Here is a 19041-nt window from a genome sequence, read left to right on the forward strand (position 1 = left end):
CCTTCAACCTTTCTAAATGAAAATCTATACTAAAACTGGCGATAAGGGGCAAACATCACTCATTGGTGGAACCCGCGTTCCCAAATATCATTTACGTATCGAAACGTATGGTACTGTTGACGAATTAAATTCGTACATCGGTTTAATGATGTGCCAAGAGATTGATCCGGCTGATCAGCAGCTGTTAAAAGAAATCCAGGATAGGTTGTTTACCATTGGTTCGTCGCTTGCTGCAGATCCGGAAAAGTCTAAAATGAAAATTCCTGATCTTCATGATCGTGATATTACCCTGTTGGAAGAAGAAATAGACCGGATTAATGAAACTTTGCCTCCTTTAAAACATTTTATTTTACCCGGCGGAAATACTGTAGTTTCTTACTGCCATATTGCAAGATGCGTATGCAGAAGGGCAGAACGCTTAACGGTAGCACTTGCAGAAAATAGCTTTGTAAATGAGCACGTAACCGTTTATTTGAACCGTTTAAGCGATTATTTGTTCGTTTTGGCACGAAAACTGACGGTGTATTTTGGGGCAGAAGAAAATATTTGGATTCCGCGGGTTTGATGGTGGAAAAATAAGTTTGTTTTGCTCAAAAATTTTAATATACTTTGCGCAGTAATAAGAAATAGAATTTAATAGAATTGAAGATATGTATTGGACATTAGAATTAGCATCGCACTTGGAAGACGCACCATGGCCTGCAACTAAAGACGAATTAATTGATTATGGTATCCGCTCTGGAGCTCCTGTAGAAGTAATTGAAAATTTACAGGCGCTGGAGGATGATGGCGAGCCTTATGAAACAATTGAGGAAATATGGCCGGATTATCCTACTAAAGAAGATTTTTTCTTTAACGAAGACGAATATTAATGTTTCAATCGAATAGAATCAAAAAGCAATTTCCCACAAGGAAGTTGCTTTTTTGTTTTTACCAGAATATTGTCATCCTGATCTGAACAAAGGGGAGTAAAGAAACTCATCTTTTGATAGATCTCCGGGCTACGTTGTACCCCGCTCGATGATGTCCTTTAGTTTTATTAATGGGGCATGGTCACCACGAAGTTGAACAACCTGGATAGCCTTTCGTTCCATTTATTAAAAGCTGTATTTGCAATAAAAATTTACATTTTTTAAACAAAAGTCGAAAGCCATATGTTAATACATCAATAATATAACATTGCTAAAAAATTAACACTATGGGAAATTTATTGTATTTAGTCGCAGTAGTATTGGTAATACTATGGGTGATCGGATTTATATTTCACGGCTTCGGCGACGTTGGCGGAATAATCCACGTTTTATTGGTAATCGCAGTCATTGCAATCCTGCTTAAAATTATTGGCAGGGCCGCATAAAATATATTTAGCGGGCATTTCGGTAGCTAAAATGCTATTGAACAAAAAAGAGCTTTAATTTAAAGCTCTTTTTTGCATTCTGAATTTTTAAGTAGCAATTCTGCCAGTTCCAGATCAATGGGATAGGTTATTTTTAGATTTTCCCTTTCTCCTTCAATAATGTTGATTCCATAACCAATGGATTCTACCACGCTTGCATCGTCGGTAAAATGATTAGCAAAATCCTGGTTATAGGCTTCTTTAATCACATTGATATTAAATGTTTGCGGAGTTTGTACTAAGTACACCTCATCGCGCTTTAAAGCCGATGTTTTTTGATCTCTGGATATACGGACGCTATCGCTCGATGGTATAGCTGCAATTACGTTTCCCTGTACTTTAGCTGCTTTAAAACAGTTATCAATAAGGGATTTTGATACCAGTGGTCGAACGGCATCGTGTATAGCCACAAAACCATCTCCTTCAATGGTTTGAATGGCATTTTTTACTGAATGGAAACGTTCTTTGCCACCATCAATAATTTCATGTGGAATATCGAAATTAAATTCTTCACACAGGTGTGCCCAGCTGTCTTGCTGATCTTTGCCAAGTACCAATAAAATTTTAGGTTGAGTATCGCTTTGTGCAAAAGCTTTTATTGTATGCATTAAAACCGGGAGGTTTTTGAGCAGTAGAAATTGTTTAGGGGTTTCTGTTTGCATCCGATTTCCGGAACCGCCTGCTACAATTATAGCGTAGTCTTTCATGTGAAGAGATATGAGATAATAGATTTGCGATATGAGACCTGGTTTAACTCAAGTCTCATATCCCATTACTCAAATCTATATAATTAGCATGGCATCGCCATAACTGTAAAATTTATATTTTTCTTTTACTGCAACTTCGTAAGCATTCATTACGTTTTCGTAACCGCCAAAAGCACTTACCATCATCAATAAAGTTGATTCTGGTGTGTGGAAATTGGTGATCATTGAGTTGGCAATACTAAAATCGTAAGGCGGGAAGATGAACTTGCTCGTCCAATCATTGGCTGCTTTTAATGTTCTGTTGGCAGAAACAGCTGATTCGATAGCACGCATGGAGGTTGTTCCAACCGCACAGATTTTCTTTTTATTTTCAATTGCTTTATTTACAATGTTCGCGTCTTTCTGCTCGATAATAAACTGCTCAGAATCCATTTTGTGTTTGGTTAAATCCTCAACTTCAACCGTTCTGAAAGTTCCTAAACCAACGTGTAGTGTAACTTCTGCAAATTCCACACCTTTAAGTTCAAGGCGTTTCATCAACTCACGGCTGAAGTGCAGGCCCGCAGTTGGCGCAGCTACAGCTCCCTCATGTTTTGCAAAAATGGTTTGATAACGTTCCTTATCTTCAGCTGTTGCTTTACGTTTTATGTATTTAGGCAGTGGGGTTTCACCCAAAATTTCAACATTTTTCCTAAACTCCTCATCGGTACCTTCAAATAAGAAACGGATGGTACGGCCACGTGATGTGGTATTGTCTACCACCTCAGCAACTAATAGATCATCGTCGCCAAAGTATAATTTGTTGCCTACGCGAATTTTACGGGCCGGATCAACCAATACATCCCATAAACGTAATTCCTTGTTTAATTCACGCAATAAGAAAACTTCAATAGTTGCACCAGTTTTCTCTTTATTGCCATATAAACGTGCAGGAAAAACTTTAGTGTTGTTTAATATCATTACGTCTTTGTCATCGAAATAACCTAAAACGTCTTTGAAGATTTTATGTTCAATTTTACCGCTGTCTTTATGCAATACCATTAATCGTGCTTCGTCGCGCTCTTCAGCCGGATTATTGGCTACTAATGATTCCGGTAAATTGAATTTGAATTGTGATAATTTCATTCTTGATGAATTTTTTGAGGTGCAAAAATACGAATTTAATTTTTCTTTTTCGTATTTTATCAAACGCAATTTATGTATATAATGTTTTAACCAATTTAAATCAAATAATACAGCGCTATTCAGGTACTGCATACATAAATTTAATTAGTTTTGAAGATAAACTGTAACCTTTTTAATGGCTTTGCATCTAACCTTTAATTATGATAATCTTTAGGCTAATAGGCGAGAGTTTCCGTTTTGCATTTGATGCATTGCGCCAGAATAAATTACGCACCATGTTATCGCTCTTGGCAATAACAATCGGTATTTTTACCATTATTGCTGTGTTTTCGGCGGTCGATACTTTTCGCGGTAAATTGCAATCAAGTGTAGATAAACTCGGCTCTAACACCATTTATATCCAAAAATGGCCCTGGAGCTTCGGCAATAATTACCCTTGGTGGAAATATATGAACCGTCCTCAGCCTTCATTGCGCGATTTTGAGGCCCTCCGTGAGCGAATTGAAAATGCACAAGGGGTTACGTTTGAAATATCGACCAGCGACAGAACCATTAAATATAGGAGTAACTCTGTTGAAGGGATTTCAGTATGGGCAGCATCGCACGATTTTAATAAAACCTGGAATTTCGAACTTCAGGATGGCCGGTATTTTACGGAAAATGAGAGTAAAAACGGTTCGCCTGTTTGTATTTTAGGCTCTGATGTTGCCGACGGACTTTTCGATGGAGACCGGGCGGTTGGGAAACAAATACAGATTTTAGGAAGAAGGTTAACAGTGGTAGGCGTTTTTAAAAAAGAGGGAGAAGACATGTTGGGTGTTTCTTTGGATAAAAACGTAAATATTCCAATTGCTTTTGCCAAAGGTGTTCTGGATATACAAAGTGAACGTTATGGCCCTCAGATAACCGTTCGTGGTAAGGATAACGTAAGTTTAGAGGAGGTAGAAAGCGAATTGAAAGGCTTAATGCGCTCTATCCACAGGATCAAACCTGGCCATGAAGAAGATTTTGCACTCAATAAAACCACCATTATTTCCAACCAGTTAGATTCGATGTTTAAGATGGTAAATATTGCCGGCTGGGTGATTGGTGGATTTTCGATCCTGGTTGGTGGTTTTAGTATTGCCAATATCATGTTTGTATCGGTTAAAGAACGTACCAATATCATTGGTATCCAAAAATCGTTGGGCGCAAAAAACTATTTTATTTTGCTGCAATTCATATTCGAATCTATATCACTCTGTATTTTAGGCGGCTTGCTGGGGTTATTACTGGTCTACCTGCTCGCACTCGTGATCGGAGCGGCTACAGATTTTCATATCATATTAGGATTGAATAACATTGCCTTAGGTATTGGAATATCGATTATTATCGGCACTATCTCTGGTTTCTGGCCAGCCTATTCGGCTTCACGACTGGACCCGGTTGAAGCGATCAGAAGTTAGTTTATTTTGCAGACTTCAATTGCAGTTTTCAGTAAGCAGTTGGACTCGTGCTCAGGGGAACTCCTGGTTAGCAAACCTTTTAACAATGGATATCCACAGCAAGATACGAACGGGAACTGGCAATGAAAAGATGGGCTTAGGCCTGCAGTGGAATACTGGCTTCATTTTCAAACGATGAAAGAAATCCCGTTAGGTAGCCGGTGCAACACTAGCTAATCGATAAAATTTGCCATGAGGCGGATCTTTCCCCTGTCTGCAACGGGCAGGCGCTCCGCTATGCTGCGGAGATAACGAAAATACAAACCCCTCGTTAGGTTTAATTAACGAGGGGTTCATTTTATAAAGTTAACTGAAAATTGCTAACTGATTAGGCCAATTTGCCCAATGCTTCTTTAATCCTTCTCAATGCTTCTACCAAACTTTCGTCTGATGCGGCATAAGATAAACGGATGTAGTTATTGTTACCGAACGAGTCGCCACCTACGGTTGCTACGTGACCCACGTTTAATAAGTATAAAGCCAAATCGGCTGAATCTTTAATTACATTGCCATCGGCGTCTTTTTTGCCAAAAAACGAACTGATCTCAGGAAAGAAATAGAAGGCCCCGTCAGGAAGATTGGTTTTTACACCCGGAATCTCGTTCAGCAAATTATAAACCAACTCTCTTCTGCGTAAAAATGCTTCTTTCATTTTTAGAACACTTTCTAAACCTTGCTCGTAAGCGACTATACCTGCGCGTTGTGCGATAGAGCAGGTACCAGAAGTAGTTTGGCCTTGTAATTTATCGTTTGCAGCAGCAATCTCTTTATTCGCGGCAATGTAACCTAATCTCCATCCGGTCATTGCAAATGCTTTAGAGAAACCATTTACAATAATTACACGGTCTTTAATGCTATCGAACTGAGCAATAGATTCGTGTTTATCCACAAAGTTGATGTGCTCGTAAATCTCATCTGAAAGGATATAGATGTTAGGGTGTTTTTCAAAAACTGCTACCAGGGCGGCCAGCTCTTCTTTACTGTATACCGAACCGGTTGGGTTGCATGGCGAAGAGAACATGAACAGCTTGCTTTTTGGCGTAATGGCAGCTTCTAACTGTGCAGGGGTAATTTTGAAATTGCTTTCAATGTCGGTATCAATGAAAACCGATTTTCCTTCTGCCAATGTTACCATTTCTGAGTAAGAAACCCAGTAAGGCGTTGGGATGATCACCTCATCGTCCGGGTCAATTAAGGTTAAAATAACATTTGATAAAGATTGTTTAGCACCTGTTGAAACCACGATCTGGGAAATATCGTAATCTAAGTTGTTTTCGGTTTTGAGTTTATTTACGATGGCCTGGCGCAGGTCAGGATATCCCGGTACCGGCGAGTAGCGCGTATAATTTTCATCCAATGCTTTTTTAGCAGCATTTTTTACGTGATCGGGCGTGTTAAAATCGGGTTCACCAACACTTAAACTGATTACATTAATGCCCTTAGACGCCAGTTCGCGGCCAAGTTTGGTCATTTTAAGGGTTGCAGATTCTGACAGGCTGTTAATTCTTTTCGATAAGGTGCTCATGGTTAATTACTTTGAGCGCAAATATATAAACCAAATATTATTCTGCACTAAAAAACCGATATTTTTCTCATTTAATTTAGTCGATAAGCGTATTTTTGTAAAAAAAAGCGCTGTGTCAGTAAAGAAAAGAGCAATTGTATTGTCGTTGGTGGTGAGCATTTTATTGATGCTGGCCAAGTTTGTAGCTTATTTTATTACAGGATCCAACTCCATTTTAACTGATGCAGCCGAGAGTATTGTAAATGTAATTGCGGGTAGTTTTGCCTTTTACAGCATTTACCTGAGTACGCAGCCAAGAGATGAAAACCATCCTTACGGGCATGGTAAAGTAGAGTTTTTCTCTGCATTTGTAGAAGGGGTACTCATCCTTATTGCCGGTGTTATTATTATTTTCAAATCCGCTTACAATCTCGTTTACCCGCATGCTGTAGGGCAGTTGCTTGAGGGAACGTTGATTATTGGTATTACGGGGTTAATTAACATGATTGTGGGCCTATACCTCATTAATGTAGGTAAAGATCAGCATTCGATCACCTTGCAGGCCGATGGCCGGCATTTACTGACCGATACATACACCAGTATAGCCATTGTGGCCGGTTTGATCCTGATCCAGTTAACAAATATAATTTGGTTGGATAGTTTGCTTTCTGTTCTCGTAGGCTTCTATATCGTTTATTCGGGATATAAACTTACCCGCGGTTCGGTGGGTGCTTTAATGGATGAGAGCGATTTTACATTGGTGGAAGAAGTGGTAGAAGTTTTGCAGAAGAACCGCCATACTCCCTGGATTGATGTACATAACCTCCGTACCCAGCAATATGGCCCCGAATTTCATATCGATTGCCATGTAACATTGCCTTATTATTTCGATTTAAATAAAGTTCACCGCGAAATTTCGCAGATAGATGAATTAATTAATGCGAATGGGGTGCGCAAGGCCGAACTTTTTATTCACGCTGATCCTTGCTTGCCTGAATGTTGCCATTATTGCCACATGAGCGAATGCCCTGTACGGTCTGAAGCATTTAAAAAAGAAATTACCTGGACAGCTGAAATTGTAACTAAAAATAAAAAGCATTTCGAAAATGAGCTATTTTAATGTTCGTGTATACGGACTCTTAATTAACCAAAATAACGAGGTTTTGGTGAGTGATGAAGAAGAATATGGTTTTCGTTTTAGTAAGTTTCCGGGTGGGGGATTAGAATTGGGCGAAGGCCTGATTGATGGATTAAAACGCGAATTTTTGGAAGAATGTGATGCCGAGATAGAGGTTTTGTCTCATTTTTACACCACAGATTTTTATGAAAAATCATCTTTTAACGATAGCCAGGTCATCAGTGTTTATTACAGGGTTAGGGAAAAAGCACCCCTGAAACTGGCATTTAAAACTAAAATTTACGATTTCGATAGCGAAGGCGAAATTCTTCAGGCTTTCAGGTGGGTTAAAATTCAGGATTTGGTTATTGATGAAATTACCTTCAAGACAGATAAAACCGTGGCACAGCTTTTAAAAGACCAGTATTCAGTTAAATTGTAAATTTTTATGTCTGATACCTCCAAACTCCAAACTCCAAACTCCAAACTTAATTTAGCTGAACGCGATAAAAAGGTAATCTGGCATCCTTATACCCAAATGAAAAATGCCTTGCCGCACATTCCAATTGTGAAAGGGGAGGGTGTATATGTTTTTGACGAAGACGGCAAAAAATACATTGATGCCGTTTCTTCGTGGTGGGTAAATATTCATGGGCATGCGCACCCTTATATTGCCCAAAAGATAGCAGAGCAGCTAAACGTGCTCGAACATGTAATTTTTGCAGGCTTTACACACGAACCAGCTGTTTTACTGGCCGAAAGGCTTTTACCGGTTTTGCCAGGGAAGCAGGAAAAAGTTTTTTATACCGATAATGGCTCTACAGCGGTAGAGGTGGCATTGAAGATGTGCCTGCAGTATTGGGATAATAAAGGAAAGCCTAAAAACCGTATTCTGGCCTTTAAAAATGCCTACCATGGCGATACTTTTGGAGCGATGTCGGTTAGCGGGCGCAGTATTTTTACCGATGCCTTTAACAGTTTGCTTTTTGATGTCGATTTTATCGACTTACCGAATGCAGAAAATATCCCGGCGCTCATATCCCAGGTCTCAAATCTAACCGATACGGCCTGCTTTATTTTCGAACCGCTTATTTTAGGTTCGGGCGGCATGCTCATGTATGAGGCGAAATATCTTGATGAACTGATCGCAGCCTGCAGAAAAGCCGGGATTTTAATTATTGCTGATGAGGTGATGACCGGTTTTGGCCGGACAGGTACTTATTTTGCCTGCGAAAAGCTTGTTCATAAACCTGATATTATTTGTTTAAGCAAAGGATTAACCGGTGGTACTATGCCCCTTGGTGTTACAACCTGTACCGAAGAAATTTTTGAAGCCTTTTTAAGCGAGGACAAATTAAAGACACTTTATCATGGACACTCCTTTACAGCGAACCCACTAGCTTGTGTAGCTTCGCTGGCCAGCCTGGATATTTTATTACAGCCTGAAACTTTAGCCAATATTAAAAGGATAGAAGCTAAACATGCGGTATTTTTGCAGGAAATAAAAACTCATGCCAAGGTTAAAGCCATCAGGCAAACCGGCACCATAATCGCTATTGAATGGGAAACCGGTAACGAAACCTCTTATCTTAGCAACCTGCGAAACCTGTTGTATACCTATTTCCTGGAAAAAGGAATTATATTAAGGCCCTTGGGTAATATTATTTATATTTTGCCGCCTTATGTGATCAATGATGCCGATCTCGATTATATTTACGGCGCTATAAAACAAGCCCTGGAAGAGATTTAACTGCAATGCCGGGCGTAGTAATTACGCCCGGAAAATTTGATGTTGTTAGGTCGTTGGCTCAAGATGATTTTTAAGCGCATCGTTAACAAAGTAGTTCCAGCCACCGTTAAAGCTGGTTTTGGCAAAATCAGGTCCGTTATTGGCAAAGCTTTCTAAACCGGTATGTGTTAATTTTAACAATGTTTTATCTCCCTGCTCAAATAACTCCCAGCTTACAACAGAGTTACCAGGGTAACCATCGTAACGCCAGGTGTAAGCCAGTTTTTTCCCTTCAATAATTTCGGTTATTTCGCATAAATGCAGGTATTGCGGGCCATCGTCAGGTCCACCGGTAAATTCAAATCTGAAACCAACTTCGGGTTTAAATTCGGACAACTGAAAATACCATTGTTTAATTTCTTGATTATCGGTTAATGCTTTCCATACTTTTCCGATAGGGGCGTTGTATAAACGCTCTACGATAACTGGTTCGTTTTCCATATTATGTTGATTTAGTTTCTTTTGATAGATGAATTTCCAACGCGTCGAGTTTATTCGTCCAGAAGATGCGATATTGTTCTACCCATTTGGATATTTCTGCAAGTTTTTGAAATTGAATATTACAGTAACGGTTGCGGCCTTGTTGTGTAATTTCTACTAAACCACATTCTGTTAAAATTTTAATGTGTTGAGAAATCGCAGGCCTGCTCATCTCAAAGTTTTCAGCAATTTCATTCAGGTTTAAGGTTTTATGGGCAATAAGGCCAATAATTTCCCTTCTGGTAGGATCGGCAATGGCCTGAAATACATCTCTTCTCATAAAATAATTGCGTAAGTGATTGCTTACAAATATAAATGTAAGTAATCACTTACGCAATACTTAATCTATTTTTTTAGAAAAATTAACCTAAAGGCATTTTGCTCATATCCATATACAGAATGCTCCACCTCTGCCCATCCAGATCAATGAAGCCACAGCCATACATCCAGCCGTCTTTGTAACCAGGTTCGCCATAGAGTGTACCACCGGCAGTTACTACTTTTTGGGCAAGCTGATCTACTTCTTCCGGACTTTCTGCATCAAAGGAGAATAACACTTCGCCGCCATTGCGTTTTTCAGCAAGACTGGTTCCCGCAAAACTCTCGTATAAAGTTTCTTCGAAAAGCATAATGGCTAAATTGCTTTCGCCTACTAAAAAACATGCCGAATCTTCACGGACACCATATTGCAGGTTAAGGGTAAAACCGAGTTGGGTAAAGAATGCCTTTGATTTATTGATGTTTTTTACCGGAAGATTTATCCAGAGTGATTTGGTCATAACGTTTATATTTTGCTGTGAAGTAAAGATAAGGAACTAACAGCGGACTTATCCCTGCTAAGAACTAAAAAATGTAAGGAGCATTTCAGGCCTTAGATACCTGTAATGATAATTTATCCAATTCCTACAATTTATATAATTTATGTGGGTATTGTTCTGCATGACTTAAAATCAGGTTCAAGATATAGCTATTGGATTGATAAACTGATAAATCGTTCTTGACCGGTGCTAAACCATTTAAAAGATAATTCTTATCTGTAAAATAACCCATTCCATAAAATTTTCCGTTCTCAACAACCAGGCAGCTAAACTCTTCTTCTTTTCTGCCCTGATCAACCAAAGCAAAACTGGGTTGTTGGTTCTGGATATCGCTTAATGCGGCATTTAGTTTTTTGTTGTAAACAGTAACCGTTTCTATTCCGCTGCATGCACCAAAACATTGTCCGTTTTCATGTGCATAACATTTTGTTGCTGTTTTTTGGAGATAACAAAGCTTGGCACAAAGTTGGTATTTATCAATTAATTGGGTTAAAAAGTTATAACCTTCCAATAAGCTGTTAAAACTCTGTATAGCGTTATTGTTCTTTTTATGCTTATCAACAGCCAAGCGCAGATAACCGTTCTGGTCTTCAAAAACATACAGGTCGTACCTGTGTTCGTAACGCTTCATTGCCCTGTTATTTTCCGGCCAAAGCCGCCTGATCTCATTTGCTTCTAAAATCAGGGCCATCAGCTCAGTTCCGCAGATTACAAAATCTACATGGTGGATGGTGCGTAAAAACTCTTGCCGCTGCCGGTTTGGGGTATTTCCTGTAAAATGACTGGTAACACGTTTTTTAAGGTTTTTGGCTTTGCCCACATAAACAATCTTTCCCTTACGATCTTTAAAATAATAAACACCAGGTTGATTGGGTAATCTTAAAATAGAATGCTTATCTAAATGTGGTGGTAAAACCTGTTCTTTCGAGGTTTTCTTTAGCATTTCTGCTATTATGCCTTCTTTATCGTGTTCCTGTAATAAGTTGAAAAGTATACTTGTTGCGTCTGCATCACCTGCTGCCCGGTGCCTGTTTTGAATCGGGATCTGCAAAGCGGTACAAAGTTTTCCTAAACTATAGGAAGGTTTGCCAGGAATCAGTTTTCTGCTTAATCGTACGGTACACAGTTTTTTGCATTGTAAATCATATCCTGCAGCCGCCAGGTGATGTTTCAAAAAAGAATAATCGAAATTTACATTATGGGCTACAAAAATTTTATCGCTTAATAATTCATAAATCTGTAAAGCAACATCATTAAAAGCGGGCGCATCCTGTAGCATGTTATTATCAATACCGGTAAGCGCTGTAATGTAAACGGGTACAGGCTGTTCGGGATTGATCAGTGTAGTGTATGATTCGACAATCTGGGTACCGTCGTGAATATTAATGGCAACTTCTGTAATGCCGTTTGCTGAGGCATGACCACCGGTGGTTTCGATATCTACTACTGCGTATAACATTAACTTGTATGGAAATACAAATCTATGCTAAAATAATTAGTATAAAAATTATTTTGATGATTTCTTTAGCACAAAAAGTATTACCTATTTAACGTAACCGCTATTGGATTTTGTATACGGTTACAGCTTACGAAGCAGCTTGCTCAAATTGGGTTTTATGCCAATTGTAACAGGAACGGTATTGAAAGTGCGGCTCTGTATTTTACCAAAACCATACATATAACTTGCCTCTACAAATAAATTTGCGCCACCAAGATTGTACTCAATACCTGCACCTGCTTCAGTAATGCCCAAACCATTCGATTTGTTATCCTGTGTAACCTGCAAAGTAGTGCTGTTTACCATAACCTGAGGCGTAAGGATAAAGCCGCCACCGGCACCTGCAAAACCATAAAAAGCCCATTTATTTACAAATTTACGGTATCCTAATGCTACATTTAACAAGTAAGTGGTTGCCCTGCCTTTCTGTAAAACATAGGTGTAACCTGCATCGGGAGTGATCTGGTTAAAGGTAAAGGCATGTAAACTTGCTTTGGGATATAAAAACAGCCCTCCATCACCCAAACCTAAATTTAATCCTAATGTAGTAGAAAATTTAGGCTTAAAATAATCGGAGGTTTTACCCATTGGGAATGCAAAGCCGATTCCACTCATTGAATAAAGCTTATCAGGCCTGTCTTGTGCCGTTACCTTGATCGATAAGGTTGTACATAACAACGCAAGAGCCGTTAGTAATTTTAATTTCATATCTGATTTTAATTTTGGGTTAAAGCGTTTACTTTTTGAAGTAACTGGCTAATATTAAAGGGTTTTTCTAAATAATCATCCGGATGATATTGCTGTGATAAAATATAATTTTCATCATACCTGGCCGATGCCATGATAACGGGGATACCCTCTGTTTCTGGATTTAGCCTTAATTTATTAAACACCGCACGCCCATCCATTCCATTCAACATAATGTCTAGAATAATCAGATCGGGACTAAACTCTTTTATTGCTTTAAAAATATACCGAGGCGATAGCAACGGGTAAACTTTATAATATTCAGTTTCTAATACACTTTGGAAAACTTCTAATATATCCGGATCGTCATCCACAACCAACACTCTTTTCAAAGCAGACAAATCAATTAAATAAAAAATAAATAGATTATCTTAATACAAAGTTTGGGATGTAATGTTTTGAAGATGCAATAAAAATTGATTAGCAGTGCCGGAGTTAACCTGTTAAAGGCTACATGATCAAGCCGGGACGGGATTTTTCCTGCAGCAGATTGTTCCTGAGAAAGTTTTCGAAAAGCTCTGTGTAAATACCTGAAACCGTAAAAGATGTTTCGCTGGAAAGCAATACTTTATTGCCAAGTACACTCCTGATATGTTGTTTGGCGATCACAACGGTAGGGTTGATCTGGATGAATGCCGAATGTTTTTTTAACATGGCCAAAGTCTTGATAAAATTAGACTTTGCGCTTAGAAAAGCATTTTTTATAGTTTTAAACCTAATGTTTTCACCCATTTCTTCTATCGCAATCAATTCATTCAGGTCTATTCTTACCAAATCGTCATTTTCTCCCTGTAAGGGAATGTAGAAGAAATGATCGTCGAAGATGGAAAAAGGATGCTGTGTTTTTTTTCCGGTCGGATAGAGGTTGTTTATCGTTTTGGTAAAATGTAAAATGGAGTAGGGCTTAAGCAAATAGGCATCGGCATCTACCTTAAAGGCATCGATTGCGTACTTCGGGTGCGCTGTGGTAAATACGAGGTGCTTGGTTTTTTGCCTTAAGAGGCCTGCGAGTTCGATCCCTGAAAGAGAAGGCATTTCGACATCCATAAAAATAATGTCAACAGGATTTGATACCGATATTTCTGCTAAAGCCTGGAGTGGTTCGGTAAAAGTCTGAACAAGCTTTAAATCGGGCAGTTTCTCTATACATGCCTTTAGGCTCTCCAGAGAATGCGGTTCATCATCAATAGCGATACAAGTTATTGACATTTTCGATAGGTTTAGTTAGTGCAAATTACAATTTCGACCATTAAAATAAGAAAAAAACGCATTCGAAACGTATTTTTCAATATTCAGCAAGAAAAACCGGTTTTTTTTGGGGGAATTATTGTTTAATTTGAAGTTTTAAGATGAAATTAGTAATCAGGGGTTTTTATTTAAGTTTAATGGTCAGCCTAACCCTAAAATATTGTTCTGAATCAGTAATGTAATTGAATTCAGCATTTTTGCCGTAAGTGTATGCTAAACGCTTTTTTATATTTTCCAATCCTGAGCTTAAACCGGAGTTATCTTTAACGGCCCTTATCAGGTTTGAAGTTTCTATCATAAGTTGATTGTTTTCAACTCTTAAACTCACTTCGGCAGGATGGGAGGCTGTAAGCAGTTCGCCATGTTTAAACATATTCTCTACCAGCGTAATCAATACTAAAGGAATGATTTTAATTTGGCGTATTTCATCGTCGTACCAGAAACGGAGCTGTATATGGTGATCTTTCCGGAGCTGATGCAGGTTCATAAGATTTTCTACCTGGTTAATCTCCTCATCGAGCAAAATGAATTCTTTATCCATATTGCTGTCAACAGAATAGCGCATCATCTCCGCCAGGGAATGGATAGCCTCAGCAGCCACTGGAGAAGTATCTTTAGCGTTTTGATAAATAAAATCCAGGGTATTGAATAACAGATGTGGCTGTATTTGTGCTTTCAAAAAAGCATTTTCTGATTTAGCTATCTGGATGATGTTGTTTAACCGTTGTTTTTCAAGGTTTTCAACTTTCTTCCGCTCTTCCAGAAAATTAAGAAGAAAATAGTAACTGGTTGCAAAACACATGAAGTATATGGCACGATAAATCGGTGCAGCAAAGAAAGCTGCGTTAAATACCAGTTTAATGGGACCATTATAATCGGTATAATGAATTAAAATATAATCTAAACAAACAGTTAGCAGGATGTAAACAACCAGTTCGAGTAAAATAAATAAAGGCAATTTCCACCACCTTTCGCTAGGTTTTTTTAGGGCAAAAAACATCACCACGTGTGCATGAAAATAAAATGTAGCGATGTTTAAACTATAAAAAATAATATAGGTGCCCGGTGTAGAAAACCTGCCAACAAAGATACCAACGATTATAGCCTCATAAAAGATGAATATTGCCCAAACTAAAATATGAAGCCTTTTGTCTAAAAGCCAGCTTAAAATTTTGTTAAAACTATTCTTTTTATCGGTTAGAGTCATGAGGCTTGTTAATTGGGGAACGGCTATATATGCTAAACCATAAAACCACCGGTGGTTATTTGTTTAGATAACGAAAATACTAAAAAATTAGTTTAAGACCGGTTGGTTTTAATTGTTTTTTCTCTTATGTAGTCCTGAATGCTTTCACGGTAACTATTGCCGATGTTTATGGTTAGGCCATTGATCATTTTTAAGGTATTGCCTTCTACTTTTTCAATGTAGTTTTTGGCGATAATAAATGAGCGGTGTGCCTGGACAAAATTCTGATAGTCCTTTAAAATGATTTTTATTTCAGATAACGCAATGTATGATACAATCGTTTCGTTCAATGTGAAAATCCTGACGTAGTTCTGTAAACTTTCAATCACAACTATATCGGCATACCTTACCTTAATTAAGCTGTTCTTTTCATTTTTATTTCTTACGAAAAAATAATCGTCCTCTTGCTTAATGTTAACGTGAGGTAATGCTGGGCTAAAGGGAAATAATCTGTTTATGGTCTCCGCAAAACGGGCAAAGGTATATGGTTTTAACAGGTAGGCACTTGCATTCATTTCAAAAGCTTCATAAGCATATTTAGAATGTGAAGTGGTAAAGATCAATTTATCTGTTTTATGCCTGATTGCTTTTGATAGTTCCAATCCTGAAATCATAGGCATATCAACGTCAATGAAAACGATATCGACATTACCTCCCGCAGTAATTTCGTTTAATGCCTGTAACGGATCTGTATATGATTTTATTAAATGAAAATTTGTAAGATTATTGATGTAGGAAGTTATACCGTTGACGGCATAAATGTCGTCATCGACTACAATACATGTTAATTTCATCAGGATGTGTTTTAGGTTAAGCGAAATTATAGCTTGCTTTTTAAATAAAGAAATTATTTTAAACCTGTAATGATGTTTGAGTGCATTTTGTAGTAAATATGATACGCATATGTTTTTTATGGAAGAAGCAGGTTAATTAAAAAACTGTGCGGAAATTAATCATTAAAAAAATAAAATTATTTAATGGGTTGTATTGCAGTTTATTGTGCTTTGAATAATGATTGTTTATCAATAAATTTAATAAACTAATATTCACCCTTAATGATCTAAAACAATTCCCCATGAAAAATAAAATCCGCACCATGAATAGATTAAATGTATCTATAACCAGAAAGGTTATCGAATTGCAGGAACAAGGTTACGACTGTGATTTTCTTCTACTGGCAAATGGCAATTTACAATGCATGCAAACCAACTTAAATTATCCGGTAAGTGCGGTTTCTATTAAAGAAAGGGAACATGGTTACGATCTTCTTAGCCATTCGTACAAGCATGTGCACACTATAGAAACCGGTAATGGAGAAAGGGGAGTATTGCTTACTGAAAAGGAATTTTAGCCCATTCGTTTATACCTCCTCATCTGCAGCAAAATTTATCCTGCTTTATTACCTATACTAGGTTGTTGCTGCTGCGCAGCAGAAATTACAATTAAAGTGTTTGAATAAAAACTTTTTTGCCTTCATTTTGTTTAGATTTTATTAGATATATTTAAACAAAAATGACTTACTCTATTTCAGATCTTGAGCAGCTCTCGGGCATTCATTCTCATACCATCAGGATCTGGGAACAACGCTATAAGGCCCTGAGCCCGATGCGATCGCAGGGTAATACGCGTTTATATGATGATAAGCAGCTCAGAAAATTATTAAATATCGTAAGCTTAAATAAAAGCGGTTTTAAAATTTCCAAAATCTGCAGCCTTTCTGATGAAGGGATTGAAAAACTTTTTGATCAACAGTTTTCTTATTCATCTGATGATGATCAAGCTGACTATTACATTTCGCAACTCATCCGTCATGGTTTAGCTTTCGATGAGCGCTCTTTTAATGCATTAATCGATCAGGGCATTTATTCGCTGGGACTTGCTGGCTGCTACCGGAAAATTATATATCCATTGTTGGTTCGCTTAGGTTTAATGTGGCGAAAAGACGATATTTGCCCTGCACATGAGCATTTCTTATGCAATATCATCCGACAAAAAATATTTACACATATCAATAATCTCCAACCAGCAGGACAATCCGGTGAAAGCTGGCTTCTTTTTTTGCCGGAAGACGAAGATCACGATATCGGGCTGCTTTTGGCCAGTTATATGTTGAGGATGCAGCACCACCAGGTTATTTTTTTAGGTAGCAAGGTTCCGCTGGATTCCGTTAAGCGGGTATTATCTACTTTAAAAGTAAGCCATGTTTTACTTTTTATGATAAAATCGAGGTTGGCCGCTGCAGCACAAAAGCTTATAGATCAGTTGTCTGAAATATGCTCTTCCACTAAAATCCATCTTGCCGGAAATAGTCAAGTTATAGGTAAACTAACTCATATCGATCACATCAACTGGTTTAAATCACTGGCTGAATTTGAAAAAACAATACAATATCCTGCTTTACATGAAAGAAATTTTTGATCAACTATCTGCCGGTTGTAGCCGGCTTACCACTAAGTTGTACAGTACCAGCTTTTCTTATGGAATTTATTTTCTGGGTAAAGAGCTACGTCAACCTATATATGCTATTTACGGGTTTGTGCGTTTGGCTGATGAAATTGTAGATAGTTTCCATGATTATAACAAGAAATTTTTATTGGATAAATTTAAACAGGATACTTTTGAAGCCCTTAACCTGGGCATTAGTTTAAACCCGGTTTTAAATTCGTTCCAAAAGGTTGTAAATCAATACCAGATCGATCACGAGCTCATTGTTCTTTTCCTCAGGAGCATGGAGATGGATCTTTCCGATCAAAACTATACCCCCGAGCTTTACAACGAATACATTTTAGGTTCTGCAGAAGTGGTGGGACTGATGTGTTTAAAAGTTTTTACCCGGGATAGCGATGTGGATTACGAATATTTGAAGCCTTACGCCATGAAATTAGGCTCTGCGTTTCAGAAAGTTAATTTTTTAAGGGATGTGAGGGCCGATCATCAAACACTTGGCCGGAATTATTTCCCGAGTGTTAATTTGGCACTATTCTGCGATCGTCAAAAAAAAGAAATTGAAAAAGAAATTGAAACTGAATTTGCTATCGCCCTGAAGGGTATAAAGCTGTTGCCTGCAGCTTCCCGGAATGGTGTATATTTGTCGTACATCTATTATAAAAAATTATTCTCAAAGATTAAGCGTTTAAGTGCTGAAAAAATTATGACAGAACGGATAAGGATTTCGAATACGCATAAAGTTGGTTTGATGTTCGATTCCATTATCCGCAATAGGTTAAATGTAATTTAAATGGAAGAACAGGTTATTTTGGTTGATGAGGAAGATGTGCCCAAAGGGCAGATGGGCAAAATGGAAGCACATGAGAAAGGTGTATTGCACCGTGCCTTTTCTGTTTTTATTTTTAACTCTAAATGCGAACTGTTATTGCAACAGAGGGCACTGGGCAAATATCATTCGGCAGGCTTATGGACGAATACCTGCTGCAGCCATCCCCGTATCGGGGAAAGTAATATCCACGCCGCAAGCAGGAGGCTGGAAGAAGAAATGGGGATGAGGTGCGAACTGAATTACCTATTTAAATTTACGTATAAGGCTGTATTTGAGGATGGCTTAACGGAACATGAGGTAGACCATGTTTTTTTTGGTATGAGCGATGAATTACCAGTTATAAACCATGATGAAGTAGAAACCTTTAAGTATATGGATCTGGTGGCACTGGCAGATGATATAGCCATTAATCCTGAGCGTTATACGCCATGGTTAAGAATCTGTTTTGATAAAGTTATAGCACATCCATCAATTGCCAGAATAAAAAACGGGCATACAGCCTAAGCCGTATACCCGTATCTAAATTAACGCTCTCGGGGACAAATATAAGACTAGTTTATGAAATTCCTAATGGTTTAATATTTCTTTTACTTTAAAATTATAGT

At 38.0% G+C, this 19041-nt stretch carries 23 protein-coding genes; 11 read left to right on the plus strand and 12 right to left on the minus strand.

From position 1 onward, the window contains the following. The first annotated feature begins 16 nt into the window (after positions 1 to 16). The 3 genes from GGQ60_RS03650 (at position 17) to GGQ60_RS03660 (ending at position 1357) form a co-directional block, all read left to right on the plus strand. Complete coding sequence (locus GGQ60_RS03650) at positions 17 to 565, plus strand: cob(I)yrinic acid a,c-diamide adenosyltransferase (protein WP_183760019.1); 549 nt, start codon at positions 17 to 19, stop codon at positions 563 to 565. Between the two features lie 85 nt (positions 566 to 650). Further along, the gene (locus GGQ60_RS03655; RefSeq protein ID WP_010603503.1) at positions 651 to 872 is read left to right on the plus strand and encodes a DUF2795 domain-containing protein; all 222 of its coding nucleotides are present in this window, start codon (positions 651 to 653) and stop codon (positions 870 to 872) included. A 326-nt stretch (positions 873 to 1198) separates the two neighbouring features. Then, on the plus strand, positions 1199 to 1357 hold the full coding sequence (locus GGQ60_RS03660; protein WP_143009563.1) for a lmo0937 family membrane protein: 159 nt from the start codon (positions 1199 to 1201) through the stop codon (positions 1355 to 1357). Between the two features lie 59 nt (positions 1358 to 1416). On the opposite strand, the gene GGQ60_RS03665 is transcribed toward GGQ60_RS03660, so the two are convergent. Together GGQ60_RS03665 and queA are read right to left on the minus strand one after the other, a co-directional pair. Continuing rightward, entirely contained in the window at positions 1417 to 2103 is a 687-nt protein-coding gene (locus tag GGQ60_RS03665; protein ID WP_183760020.1) for a 2-C-methyl-D-erythritol 4-phosphate cytidylyltransferase, read from the minus strand. A gap of 75 nt (positions 2104 to 2178) precedes the next feature. After that, positions 2179 to 3228, minus strand: a complete 1050-nt coding sequence (queA, locus tag GGQ60_RS03670; protein ID WP_183760021.1) for a tRNA preQ1(34) S-adenosylmethionine ribosyltransferase-isomerase QueA — start codon at positions 3226 to 3228, stop codon at positions 2179 to 2181. A gap of 200 nt (positions 3229 to 3428) precedes the next feature. Between queA and GGQ60_RS03675 the strand changes: the two genes are divergently transcribed. Further along, the gene (locus GGQ60_RS03675) at positions 3429 to 4673 is read left to right on the plus strand and encodes an ABC transporter permease (protein WP_183760022.1); all 1245 of its coding nucleotides are present in this window, start codon (positions 3429 to 3431) and stop codon (positions 4671 to 4673) included. A 367-nt stretch (positions 4674 to 5040) separates the two neighbouring features. Here GGQ60_RS03675 and GGQ60_RS03680 read toward each other — a convergent pair whose 3' ends face one another. Further along, a complete protein-coding gene (locus tag GGQ60_RS03680; protein WP_183760023.1) occupies positions 5041 to 6237 on the minus strand; it encodes a pyridoxal phosphate-dependent aminotransferase in 1197 nt (398 codons plus the stop codon). A 112-nt stretch (positions 6238 to 6349) separates the two neighbouring features. Between GGQ60_RS03680 and GGQ60_RS03685 the strand changes: the two genes are divergently transcribed. The 3 genes from GGQ60_RS03685 to bioA are packed head-to-tail and all read left to right on the plus strand — an operon-like array spanning position 6350 to position 9083. Then, entirely contained in the window at positions 6350 to 7336 is a 987-nt protein-coding gene (locus GGQ60_RS03685; RefSeq protein ID WP_183760024.1) for a cation diffusion facilitator family transporter, read from the plus strand. Then, positions 7323 to 7775, plus strand: a complete 453-nt coding sequence (locus GGQ60_RS03690; RefSeq protein ID WP_183760025.1) for an NUDIX domain-containing protein — start codon at positions 7323 to 7325, stop codon at positions 7773 to 7775. Before GGQ60_RS03685 ends, GGQ60_RS03690 begins: the two co-directional genes overlap by 14 nt. A 6-nt stretch (positions 7776 to 7781) precedes the next feature. After that, the gene (gene bioA / locus GGQ60_RS03695) at positions 7782 to 9083 is read left to right on the plus strand and encodes an adenosylmethionine--8-amino-7-oxononanoate transaminase (protein ID WP_183760026.1); all 1302 of its coding nucleotides are present in this window, start codon (positions 7782 to 7784) and stop codon (positions 9081 to 9083) included. A gap of 45 nt (positions 9084 to 9128) precedes the next feature. On the opposite strand, the gene GGQ60_RS03700 is transcribed toward bioA, so the two are convergent. The 9 genes from GGQ60_RS03700 to GGQ60_RS03740 form a co-directional block, all read right to left on the minus strand. Further along, entirely contained in the window at positions 9129 to 9563 is a 435-nt protein-coding gene (locus tag GGQ60_RS03700) for an SRPBCC family protein (RefSeq protein WP_183760027.1), read from the minus strand. A gap of 1 nt (position 9564) precedes the next feature. Beyond that, on the minus strand, positions 9565 to 9882 hold the full coding sequence (locus GGQ60_RS03705) for an ArsR/SmtB family transcription factor (RefSeq protein ID WP_183760028.1): 318 nt from the start codon (positions 9880 to 9882) through the stop codon (positions 9565 to 9567). A gap of 82 nt (positions 9883 to 9964) precedes the next feature. After that, on the minus strand, positions 9965 to 10381 hold the full coding sequence (locus tag GGQ60_RS03710; protein ID WP_183760029.1) for a VOC family protein: 417 nt from the start codon (positions 10379 to 10381) through the stop codon (positions 9965 to 9967). Between the two features lie 124 nt (positions 10382 to 10505). Beyond that, complete coding sequence (locus GGQ60_RS03715) at positions 10506 to 11879, minus strand: exonuclease domain-containing protein (RefSeq protein ID WP_183760030.1); 1374 nt, start codon at positions 11877 to 11879, stop codon at positions 10506 to 10508. 120 nt (positions 11880 to 11999) lie between these two features. Next, on the minus strand, positions 12000 to 12626 hold the full coding sequence (locus tag GGQ60_RS03720) for a hypothetical protein (RefSeq protein ID WP_183760031.1): 627 nt from the start codon (positions 12624 to 12626) through the stop codon (positions 12000 to 12002). Positions 12627 to 12634: 8 nt separating this feature from the next. Then, complete coding sequence (locus GGQ60_RS03725; protein WP_229685107.1) at positions 12635 to 12988, minus strand: response regulator; 354 nt, start codon at positions 12986 to 12988, stop codon at positions 12635 to 12637. A 127-nt stretch (positions 12989 to 13115) separates the two neighbouring features. Continuing rightward, the gene (locus GGQ60_RS03730) at positions 13116 to 13874 is read right to left on the minus strand and encodes a LytR/AlgR family response regulator transcription factor (RefSeq protein ID WP_183760033.1); all 759 of its coding nucleotides are present in this window, start codon (positions 13872 to 13874) and stop codon (positions 13116 to 13118) included. A gap of 163 nt (positions 13875 to 14037) precedes the next feature. Further along, positions 14038 to 15120, minus strand: a complete 1083-nt coding sequence (locus GGQ60_RS03735; RefSeq protein ID WP_183760034.1) for a sensor histidine kinase — start codon at positions 15118 to 15120, stop codon at positions 14038 to 14040. Between the two features lie 92 nt (positions 15121 to 15212). Next, the gene (locus tag GGQ60_RS03740) at positions 15213 to 15953 is read right to left on the minus strand and encodes a LytR/AlgR family response regulator transcription factor (protein WP_183760035.1); all 741 of its coding nucleotides are present in this window, start codon (positions 15951 to 15953) and stop codon (positions 15213 to 15215) included. A 281-nt stretch (positions 15954 to 16234) separates the two neighbouring features. On the opposite strand from GGQ60_RS03740, the gene GGQ60_RS03745 reads away from it, so the two are divergent. The 4 genes from GGQ60_RS03745 (at position 16235) to idi (ending at position 18940) form a co-directional block, all read left to right on the plus strand. After that, positions 16235 to 16510 (plus strand): hypothetical protein, encoded by a 276-nt coding sequence (locus GGQ60_RS03745; protein WP_183760036.1) that lies wholly within the window; start codon positions 16235 to 16237, stop codon positions 16508 to 16510. A 161-nt stretch (positions 16511 to 16671) separates the two neighbouring features. Further along, a complete protein-coding gene (locus GGQ60_RS03750; RefSeq protein WP_183760037.1) occupies positions 16672 to 17577 on the plus strand; it encodes a MerR family transcriptional regulator in 906 nt (301 codons plus the stop codon). Beyond that, positions 17561 to 18397 (plus strand): phytoene/squalene synthase family protein, encoded by an 837-nt coding sequence (locus GGQ60_RS03755; protein WP_183760038.1) that lies wholly within the window; start codon positions 17561 to 17563, stop codon positions 18395 to 18397. The genes GGQ60_RS03750 and GGQ60_RS03755 overlap by 17 nt, the downstream gene beginning before the upstream one ends. Beyond that, complete coding sequence (idi, locus tag GGQ60_RS03760) at positions 18398 to 18940, plus strand: isopentenyl-diphosphate Delta-isomerase (protein ID WP_183760039.1); 543 nt, start codon at positions 18398 to 18400, stop codon at positions 18938 to 18940. The last annotated feature ends 101 nt before the right edge of the window (positions 18941 to 19041 follow it).

The sequence above is a fragment of the Pedobacter zeae genome (assembly GCF_014196715.1).
GTDB classification, from domain to species: Bacteria; Bacteroidota; Bacteroidia; order Sphingobacteriales; family Sphingobacteriaceae; genus Pedobacter; species Pedobacter zeae.

Bases quoted from the DNA above. Each gene is read 5' to 3' on its own strand.
- GGQ60_RS03650 (WP_183760019.1), top strand. From the start codon at position 17: ATGAAAATCTATACTAAAACTGGCGATAAGGGGCAAACATCACTCATT.
- GGQ60_RS03655 (WP_010603503.1), top strand. From the start codon at position 651: ATGTATTGGACATTAGAATTAGCATCGCACTTGGAAGACGCACCATGG.
- GGQ60_RS03660 (WP_143009563.1), top strand. From the start codon at position 1,199: ATGGGAAATTTATTGTATTTAGTCGCAGTAGTATTGGTAATACTATGG.
- GGQ60_RS03665 (WP_183760020.1), bottom strand. From the start codon at position 2,103: ATGAAAGACTACGCTATAATTGTAGCAGGCGGTTCCGGAAATCGGATG.
- queA (WP_183760021.1), bottom strand. From the start codon at position 3,228: ATGAAATTATCACAATTCAAATTCAATTTACCGGAATCATTAGTAGCC.
- GGQ60_RS03675 (WP_183760022.1), top strand. From the start codon at position 3,429: ATGATAATCTTTAGGCTAATAGGCGAGAGTTTCCGTTTTGCATTTGAT.
- GGQ60_RS03680 (WP_183760023.1), bottom strand. From the start codon at position 6,237: ATGAGCACCTTATCGAAAAGAATTAACAGCCTGTCAGAATCTGCAACC.
- GGQ60_RS03690 (WP_183760025.1), top strand. From the start codon at position 7,323: ATGAGCTATTTTAATGTTCGTGTATACGGACTCTTAATTAACCAAAAT.
- bioA (WP_183760026.1), top strand. From the start codon at position 7,782: ATGTCTGATACCTCCAAACTCCAAACTCCAAACTCCAAACTTAATTTA.
- GGQ60_RS03700 (WP_183760027.1), bottom strand. From the start codon at position 9,563: ATGGAAAACGAACCAGTTATCGTAGAGCGTTTATACAACGCCCCTATC.
- GGQ60_RS03705 (WP_183760028.1), bottom strand. From the start codon at position 9,882: ATGAGAAGAGATGTATTTCAGGCCATTGCCGATCCTACCAGAAGGGAA.
- GGQ60_RS03710 (WP_183760029.1), bottom strand. From the start codon at position 10,381: ATGACCAAATCACTCTGGATAAATCTTCCGGTAAAAAACATCAATAAA.
- GGQ60_RS03715 (WP_183760030.1), bottom strand. From the start codon at position 11,879: ATGTTATACGCAGTAGTAGATATCGAAACCACCGGTGGTCATGCCTCA.
- GGQ60_RS03720 (WP_183760031.1), bottom strand. From the start codon at position 12,626: ATGAAATTAAAATTACTAACGGCTCTTGCGTTGTTATGTACAACCTTA.
- GGQ60_RS03730 (WP_183760033.1), bottom strand. From the start codon at position 13,874: ATGTCAATAACTTGTATCGCTATTGATGATGAACCGCATTCTCTGGAG.
- GGQ60_RS03735 (WP_183760034.1), bottom strand. From the start codon at position 15,120: ATGACTCTAACCGATAAAAAGAATAGTTTTAACAAAATTTTAAGCTGG.
- GGQ60_RS03740 (WP_183760035.1), bottom strand. From the start codon at position 15,953: ATGAAATTAACATGTATTGTAGTCGATGACGACATTTATGCCGTCAAC.
- GGQ60_RS03745 (WP_183760036.1), top strand. From the start codon at position 16,235: ATGAAAAATAAAATCCGCACCATGAATAGATTAAATGTATCTATAACC.
- GGQ60_RS03750 (WP_183760037.1), top strand. From the start codon at position 16,672: ATGACTTACTCTATTTCAGATCTTGAGCAGCTCTCGGGCATTCATTCT.
- GGQ60_RS03755 (WP_183760038.1), top strand. From the start codon at position 17,561: ATGAAAGAAATTTTTGATCAACTATCTGCCGGTTGTAGCCGGCTTACC.
- idi (WP_183760039.1), top strand. From the start codon at position 18,398: ATGGAAGAACAGGTTATTTTGGTTGATGAGGAAGATGTGCCCAAAGGG.